Source organism: Xanthomonas sp. fls2-241-TYG-148, from assembly GCF_030208815.1.
Taxonomy (GTDB): Bacteria; Pseudomonadota; Gammaproteobacteria; order Xanthomonadales; family Xanthomonadaceae; genus Xanthomonas; species Xanthomonas campestris.
In genome coordinates this window covers 201,757-209,127 of record NZ_JARVTE010000014.1, presented here as the reverse complement: position 1 = coordinate 209,127, position 7,371 = coordinate 201,757, and the positions used below count along the sequence as shown (strand labels likewise).

5 protein-coding genes are annotated in these 7,371 nt (G+C 67.3%); 3 read left to right on the top strand and 2 right to left on the bottom strand.

Annotation, left to right across the window (positions count from 1 at the left end; translation table 11 throughout):
• Positions 1 to 472 precede the first annotated feature (472 nt).
• Both QRM60_RS15355 and QRM60_RS15350 read right to left on the bottom strand, forming a co-directional pair.
• Positions 473 to 2,446 carry a sigma-54-dependent Fis family transcriptional regulator gene (locus QRM60_RS15355; RefSeq protein WP_016945071.1) on the bottom strand — a complete coding sequence of 658 codons (1,974 nt, stop codon included), beginning with the start codon at positions 2,444 to 2,446 and terminating at the stop codon, positions 473 to 475.
• Between the two features lie 670 nt (positions 2,447 to 3,116).
• Positions 3,117 to 4,049, bottom strand: coding sequence for a carbohydrate kinase family protein (locus QRM60_RS15350; protein WP_011038567.1), 933 nt, complete (start codon positions 4,047 to 4,049; stop codon positions 3,117 to 3,119).
• Positions 4,050 to 4,325: 276 nt separating this feature from the next.
• On the opposite strand from QRM60_RS15350, the gene QRM60_RS15345 reads away from it, so the two are divergent.
• From QRM60_RS15345 to mreD, 3 genes are all read left to right on the top strand, one after another.
• Positions 4,326 to 5,372: a rod shape-determining protein gene (locus tag QRM60_RS15345; protein WP_003482734.1), complete on the top strand. Its 1,047-nt coding sequence runs from the start codon at positions 4,326 to 4,328 to the stop codon at positions 5,370 to 5,372.
• Positions 5,373 to 5,537: 165 nt separating this feature from the next.
• Positions 5,538 to 6,887 carry a rod shape-determining protein MreC gene (gene mreC, locus QRM60_RS15340; RefSeq protein ID WP_285446523.1) on the top strand — a complete coding sequence of 450 codons (1,350 nt, stop codon included), beginning with the start codon at positions 5,538 to 5,540 and terminating at the stop codon, positions 6,885 to 6,887.
• Entirely contained in the window at positions 6,884 to 7,369 is a 486-nt protein-coding gene (mreD, locus tag QRM60_RS15335; RefSeq protein WP_012437354.1) for a rod shape-determining protein MreD, read from the top strand. The genes mreC and mreD overlap by 4 nt, the downstream gene beginning before the upstream one ends.
• The last annotated feature ends 2 nt before the right edge of the window (positions 7,370 to 7,371 follow it).

Below are 7,371 nucleotides of genomic sequence, written 5' to 3'. Positions count from 1 at the left end.
GTGGCGGCATCCATGCCGCCACACGGTCCCGCAAGCGGCGAGGACACCGCACCAGGGAGTTGGTCGGTTGTTTTCTTAAAATCTTGTCCTTTGCTCGGCTTTCATTGAGAAGATGATCGGACGCGCCGTTATCTAAGCAACCCATGTCAAGCATTGCTTGCACCAAGCATACCGACCATCTCGACTGGTCCTTGCCCGCCCACCGTAGCGGGACCTTACGCGGCATGGATGCCGCGTAAGAGCCTACATGGACGTACTTGCGGCGTGTCCGGCGATGGTGGGCGGGCAAGGGCCCTGCAGCTAAGCCCAGAGCATCCGCTCCGCAATCGCGACATGCGCGCATGACAAACGCCGCACACGGCAACATCGGTACCCGTCTGATGGCGAAGAAATAAACTCTAAATATCAGCGCAAAGCCACCGCCTTGGCTTTGACGCACCCCCAATTCCCAATCCCAGATCCCGCCCCTCAATCACCCCGTATCCAACCCATGCTTGCGCAGCTTGCGGTACAGCGTATTGCGGCTGATGCCCAGCGCGTCGGCGGTGCGGCTGACATTCCAGCGGTGGCGTTCGAGTTGCTGCTGCAGGACCAGGCGCTCGGCCTGGTCCAGCGCCACGCGCCCGGGCATGTCGTCGGCGGCCACGGCGCGACCATCGACCAGGCACGGCGCACTGCCGGCATCGACGATTTCCTGCGGCAGGTTGGGCAGGCGGATCACCGCATCGCTGCACAGCACCGCGGCGGTGCGCAGCACGTTGCGCAGCTGGCGCAGATTGCCCGGCCACGCGTAGCTGAGCAGTTTGTGCATGGCCTCTTCGCTGATGCGCACACCGCGCTCGTTGTTTTCTTCGCGCAGCAGGGTGCGGATCAACTCGGCCTTGTCGCTGCGCTCGCGCAAGGGCGGCAGATGCAGCACCACGCCGTTGAGCCGGTAATACAGGTCTTCGCGGAACTCGCCCGCGGAGACGCGCTGGGCCAGGTCACGGTGGCTGGCGCTGATCACATGCAACTCCAGCGGCACCGCACGCTCGCTGCCGAGTGGGGTGACGCATTGCTCTTCCAGTACGCGCAGCAGGCGGCTTTGCAACGGCAGCGGCATGTCGCCGATTTCATCCAGAAACAAGGTGCCGCCACTGGCCTGCAGCAACTTGCCGTGGCGGCCTTCGCGCGCGGCGTCGGTGAATGCACCACGCGCATAGCCGAACAATTCGCTTTCGATCAGCGCCTCGGGAATGGCCGCGCAGTTGATCGCCACAAACGCGCCGCTTGCCCAGGGCGAACCGCGATGCACGGCCTTGGCGAACTCCTCCTTGCCGGTACCGGTGTCGCCGCGCAGCAGGATGGAGACGCGGTGCGCCGCCAGCTTCAGCGCATTGGCCAGGTTGTGGCGCATGCGCGGGTCCGAGCCGACATGCTCGCCAGGGTTCAATTCTGTTTCCGGTGCCGGCTGTGCCGGCCCGCCCACCGCCGGCAGCGCCGGGCGGGCACGCGGCGGCCGCACCAGCGCATAGAAGCGGCGGCCGTGGCAGGCGCAGCGGATCGACCACAAGGTGCCGGCATCGCTGCCGGCGCGGTGCTCGATGGTGTCGAAGTCCAGCTGCATCACCTGCGAGATGTCGCGGCCCACCAGCTGGCTGCGGTCCAGCTTGCCCAGCTGCTCCAGCACCGCCTCGTTGACGGCCAGCACGCGGCCATCGGCACCGATGGCGATCAGTGCTTCATGCAGCAGGCCGGCGAACTCCGGGCGGCTGTGGAAGCGCAGGATGAAGGCGTGACCGAACTGGTTGAGGAAGTGCGAGCGCGAGATCTGCGCCGCCGACATGCTCACCAGCGCCACGGTATGGCGCTGGATCTGCTTGCCGTCCTGGGCATTGGGGGTGGAGGCATCCAGCACCGCCAGCAGCCCGCCGTGCGCGTCAAGGATCGGCGCGCTGCAGCACGACAGCGGCAGGTGCCGGGTCAGGTAATGCTCGCCGCGGTGCACGCTCACCGCGGTGCGCTCGGCCGCGCAGGTGCCCAGCCCGTTGGTGCCCTGATGGCGCTCGGCCCAGCTGGCGCCGGCAAACAGGCCGACCTGGCGGAATTCGCGCAGCAGGGTAGGGTCGTGCACGCTGTGCAGCACGGTGGCGTCGGCGTCGGCAAAGATCACCGCATAGCCACTGCCGGCGATCTGCTCGTAGAGGTTTTCCATCTCCACCCGGGCGATCCGCAGGACATCGCCCAACCGTTGCTGGCGCTCACGCACATGCAGGGCGTCATGCACCATCGGGTCCGGCAGCGCCTCCGGCAACAAGGCGTAGTCCTCCAGGCAGCGACGCCAGGAACGCGACAGCGGCGCCGCCAACGGCGCGATATCGCGCAGCCGGCGGATCTGCTGGAGCAGTTCCGGCTCGATCTCCGGCAGGACGATGGAGGTGCTGGCCACAACGCTCGGCTCGGACATGGGCCAGCGTTCCTCGAAGGGCGCGAGGCGCCAGTAGAGACACAAACCGGGCCCATGCTCAAACCGCATCGCAGCAAAGCGCGACGGCGGTGATGCAATGCCTGCTGCGGTATGGCGGGCCGGACCACGCTGGCGCGGTGTGATGACGCGCGCAGCGGCGGTTTGCGCAGATAGGGCGACCACGGCAGGCGGCTATCACTCGGCGAAGTCGGCACTCAGCTATTGCTGAGTTCGCTGCAATGCACTGCAAGCTTGCGCGTGCGTTACGCAGGAGGACGGCGCTTAGCCGAACTGCTGTTTCACAGCCTTGGACGCCTGGCGCGCATGACTTGATGCCGGCGCTGTGCCATTGCCACTGCCCGCGGTAGCAGATCGGCGGCCCGCCGCAACGGCCCGCCACGGTGCTGATGGGTGTCCCACGCAATCGACTGTCCCGATCGCTTCGGATGGGAAGAAGTGGGCGAGGCGGGCGGGGGAGATGCACACCCGCGCCATAGCCACGGCCGAACCCACTATCGCCACGGCCAAACGCGTCTGGCCGGTACATCTGTGCATGAGCTACCAGTGCGCCTGGCAGCGACCATCACACGCACCGCCGGCGCCGCCGCCACGGCGCGCGGCGCCAGGTCATGCGCTTACAGCATCAGCACCCTGCGGCGCCGCTGCGTGCCTACAGCGCGTAGCCGAACTGCTGCTTGAACTGGTCGTTGAACTCGGCGAAGTCGAAGCGCTGGTTCTGGGTGCCCGGGTGCTCCACCTTCAGCGCGCCCATCAGGTTGCCCATGCGGCCGATGGTCAGCCAGTCGTAGTTGTGCTGGATGCCGTAGATCAGCCCGGCGCGGAAGGCGTCGCCGCAGCCGGTGGGGTCTACCACGCGGCGCTCGTGCGCCGGCGGAATGTCGTAGGTCTTTTCCGGCGTGTGCACCAGCGCGCCCTTCGGGCCCTGCGTGGTGATGTAGGCCTGCACGCGCGACACGATGTCCTGCTCGTTCCAGCCGGTGCGCTCCTGCAGCAGGTTGGACTCGTAGTCGTTGACCACCACGTAGTCGGCCTGCTCGATGAACTCGCGCAACTCCGGGCCGTTGAACAACGGCATGGCCTGGCCGGGATCGAAGATGAAGGGGATACCGCCGGCAGCGAACTCTTCCGCGTTCTGGATCATGCCTTCGCGCCCGTCCGGGCCCACCAGGCCCAGGGTCACGCCCGGCACGTCGCGCACGTGGTTCTCGTAGCTGCGCATCATCGCGCCCGGATGGAAGGCGGTGATCTGGTTGTTGTCGTGGTCGGTGGTGATGAACGCCTGCGGGGTGAATAGGTCATCGATGATCTTCACGCGCGACAGGTCGATGCCCAGCGTCTCGAAGTGCTCGCGGTACGGGCCGAAATCCTGGCCCACCGTGCCCATCGGGATCGGCGCGCCGCCCAGCAGATGCAGGTTGTAGGCGATGTTGCCGGCGCAACCGCCGAACTCACGGCGCATGCGCGGCACCAAGAACGACACATTCAGGATGTGCACCTTGTCCGGCAGGATGTGGTTCTTGAACTGGTCCGGGAACACCATGATGGTGTCGTAGGCGAGGGAACCACAGATCAGTGCGGACATCGAGTCAGGCCTTTGCGTAGGGAAATAGCCGCCAATTGCCGGGCATGGCAGCGGGACGGCGCGGGCGCCGCGGCGCAAAGGTTAACGGCTGCGGCCGGCCAGGGCCAGACGCGCTTGCCATGTTCAGGGTGACCGCCGCATGAAAATGCGCGCGTGACGGCGCATTTTTCCTTGCTCGCACCTAGGCGGATTGCTAGGCTAGTTGACTTCGTTTTCTGCCCATTTTTGCGCCAATCGGCCGCCGGGCACGCGACTCCTTCAGGAACGACTCCCTCGATGTTCAAGAAACTCCGCGGCATGTTCTCCAACGACCTGTCCATCGACCTGGGCACGGCCAATACGCTGATCTACGTGCGCGGACAAGGCATCGTACTGAACGAACCCTCGGTGGTGGCGGTGCGTCAGGACCGTGCCATCGGCGGAACGCGTTCGGTGGCTGCCGTCGGTGCGGAGGCCAAGCAGATGCTGGGCCGCACCCCCGGCCACATCACCACGATCCGCCCGATGAAGGACGGCGTCATCGCCGACTTCACCTACACCGAGGCAATGCTGAAGCACTTCATCAAGAAGGTGCACAAGTCGCGCTTCCTGCGCCCGAGCCCGCGCGTGCTGGTGTGCGTGCCGGCCGGTTCCACCCAGGTGGAGCGCCGCGCGATCAAGGAATCGGCGGAAGAGGCCGGTGCGCGCGATGTCTACCTGATCGAGGAACCGATGGCCGCGGCGATCGGCGCCGGCATGCCGGTGACCGAAGCGCGTGGCTCGATGGTCATCGACATCGGCGGCGGCACCACCGAAGTGGCGGTGATCTCGCTCAACGGCATCGTCTACTCGCAGTCGGTGCGCGTGGGCGGCGACCGCTTCGACGAGTCGATCACCAACTACGTGCGCCGCAACCACGGCATGCTGATCGGTGAAGCCACCGCCGAGCGCATCAAGCTGCAGATCGGCTGCGCCTACCCGCAGGACGAGGTGCAGGAGATGGAAATCTCCGGCCGTAACCTCGCCGAGGGCGTGCCGAAGATGATCAAGATCAACTCCAACGAAGTGCTCGAAGCGCTGCACGAGCCGCTGTCGGGCATCGTGTCGGCGGTGAAGCTGGCGCTGGAGCAGACCCCGCCGGAACTGTGCGCCGACGTCGCCGAGCGCGGCATCGTGCTCACCGGCGGCGGCGCGCTGCTGCGCGACCTGGACCGCCTGATCTCCGAAGAAACCGGCCTGCACGTACAGGTAGCCGACGACCCGCTCACCTGCGTGGCCCGCGGCGGTGGCCGCGCGCTGGAGCTGGTGGACATGCATGGCAACGAGTTCTTCGCGCCGGAGTGAAGCGTTCGGGATTCGGGAGTCGGCATTCGGGATTCGCAACGCGTGTCCCGGCCTTCGGCCTTGACCGATTGCGGTACAGCCCTGTTTGTCTAACGCTTAGTCGTATCGGGGGCAGCCGACCGCTCCTCGAATCCCCAATCCCGACTCTCAAATCCCGGCCTTAAAGTGCCCTCCTACGCCGGTCCTCCTGTCGCCTCCCGTCCGGGCGAAGTCACCTCCACGCTGCGGCTGCTGGTCTATCTGGTGCTGGCGGTCGTGCTGATTGCGCTCGACAGCCGCGGTGGCTGGCTGAGCCAGCTGCGCCTGCAGGCCAACCTGCTGATCCAGCCGGTGTGGGCGGTGGCGGGGCTGCCGGGCCGGATCGGCTCGCAGGTGCGCGACAACGCCGCGACCCACGCCCAACTGGTGGAAGAGACCCGCGCGCTGCGCAACCAGTTGCTGGTGGCCAATGCGCGCCTCACCCGCCTGCAGACCGCTGCTCTGGACAACGCGCAGCTGCGGGAACTGCTCAACGTGGCCGAGCGCCGCGGCCTGGACGTACAGCTGGCGCCCATCCTGGATATCGACCTGGACCCCACCCGGCAACGGCTGCTTCTGGATGCCGGCAGCCGCGACGGCGTGCTGATGGGCCAGGCGGTGATCGACGCCGGTGGGCTGATGGGGCAGGTGATCGAAGTGACGCCGCTGCATTCCACCGTGCTGCTGCTCACCGACCCGGACCATGCGGTGCCGGTCAGCGTGGCGCGCAACGGCGTGCGCCTGATCGTCTACGGCCGCGGCGACCGCCTCGAACTGCGCGACATCCCGCTCAGCGCCGGCGTGCAGGTGGGCGATGAGATTGTCACCTCCGGCCTGGGCGGGCGGTTCCCGGCCGGCTTCCCGGTGGGCAAGGTGTCCGAACTGCATCCGGACGACACCCACGCCTTCCTGGTCGGCGAACTCACCCCCGCCGCCAAGCTCGACCGCGGCCGCGATGTGCTGTTGCTGCGTGCCGGCAAGCCGCTGCGGGTTCCGGTGGGGAATGGGGAATCGGGAATTGGGAATGGCAACGGCAACGGCAGTGGAAATGCCGCGCCAGCCACCACTGCGCCAGCGAACATGCCGGGGACTGCAACCCCGCGCACGCCGGCGGGCGGCGCTTCCGATGCGGCGACCGATCCGGCACGCCCGACGGCGGGCGCGGCATCTGGTGCCACAACCGCCACCGCCACCAATACCGGCGCCGCGCCGCGCGCCCAGTCCGCGCCGACACCAGCCACGCCTGGCACACAGCCGGCCAGCGCGCCGACGCCCAGCCGCCCGACAAGTCTGCCTGCCCGTCCTCCCGCATCGAGCGAATCCAGCATCCAGCATCCCGATTCCCGCCCGGCGTCACCGCAGGGCTCACGGGCATCAGGGAATGCAGCATCGGGAACGGGCAACCGCAGCGCCTCACCGCCGCAGAGCACTGCTCCTACCGATTCCCGACTCCCGACTCCCGATTCCCGTCCGGCTCCGCAGGAGACGGACCAATGAGCCGCATGCGCAACAGCTGGATCCTGCCGGTCAGCATCGTGATCGCGCTGGTGCTGGGGCTGCTGCCGCTGCCGGCGGTGGTGCAGCCGCTGCGCCCGTACTGGTTGGCGCTGGTGCTGGCCTATTGGGTGATCGAGGAGCCGGACCGGGTCGGGCTTGGCGCGGCGTTCGTGGCCGGGGTGCTGGCCGACCTGCTGTATGGCGGGCTGCTTGGCGAACAGGCCCTGCGGCTGGTGATCATGACCTTCATCCTGCAGCGCTTCCGCGCGCGGATGCGCTTCTTCCCGATCTCGCAGCAGGCGCTGGCGATCGGCGGGCTGTTGCTCAACGACCGCATCGTCTCCTCGGCGGTGCACCTGGCGGTGGGCGAGCCTACGCTGCCGTGGAGCTACTGGTGGGCGCCGCTGCTCGGCATGGCGCTGTGGCCGCCGGTGTTCGTGTTGCTGGATGCGGTGCGGCTGGGCAAGCGGAGCAAGAAGTAACC

Coding starts and splice junctions, on each gene's coding strand:
- QRM60_RS15355 (WP_016945071.1), bottom strand. CDS start 2,446: ATGTCCGAGCCGAGCGTTGTGGCCAGCACCTCCATCGTCCTGCCGGAG.
- QRM60_RS15350 (WP_011038567.1), bottom strand. CDS start 4,049: ATGTCCGCACTGATCTGTGGTTCCCTCGCCTACGACACCATCATGGTG.
- QRM60_RS15345 (WP_003482734.1), top strand. CDS start 4,326: ATGTTCAAGAAACTCCGCGGCATGTTCTCCAACGACCTGTCCATCGAC.
- mreD (WP_012437354.1), top strand. CDS start 6,884: ATGAGCCGCATGCGCAACAGCTGGATCCTGCCGGTCAGCATCGTGATC.